This window comes from Domibacillus sp. F004 (assembly GCF_057814295.1).
The window spans coordinates 1-357 of record NZ_JBVATB010000034.1 but is presented as its reverse complement, the minus strand read 5'-3'; the positions used below and the strand labels follow the sequence as shown (position 1 = coordinate 357).

Sequence of the window (357 nt, the reverse complement as noted above, 5' to 3'; positions counted from 1 at the left end):
CGTGTTCGGGATGGGAACGGGTGTGACCTCTTCGCTAATGCCACCTGACTATGAAATTGGAAAGAAGCCTGTTCTTTCAAAACTGGATAGAAGCGTGTCGTATGATCCGTGTTACACCAAGTGTTATGTTGTCCAGCTCCAGCGGCCAAACTCTCGGGTCATAAGCCAGCCTGACTTTGCGGCAAAAAGCGCCGCTTTGCCAGTCCGTCTTATGCCTGTCGAGTCTAAACAGGCCGCTTTCGCTTTTCGATATTGGTTAAGTCCTCGATCGATTAGTATTCGTCAGCTCCATGTGTCGCCACACTTCCACCCCGAACCTATCTACCTCGTCTTCTTCAAGGGATCTTACTTACTTGC

At 49.9% G+C, this 357-nt stretch carries 1 rRNA gene; it reads right to left on the bottom strand.

Annotation, left to right across the window (positions count from 1 at the left end):
* Positions 1-252: 252 nt before the first annotated feature.
* A 23S ribosomal RNA gene (locus ACZYRN_RS19295) occupies positions 253-357 on the bottom strand; the annotation flags it as partial.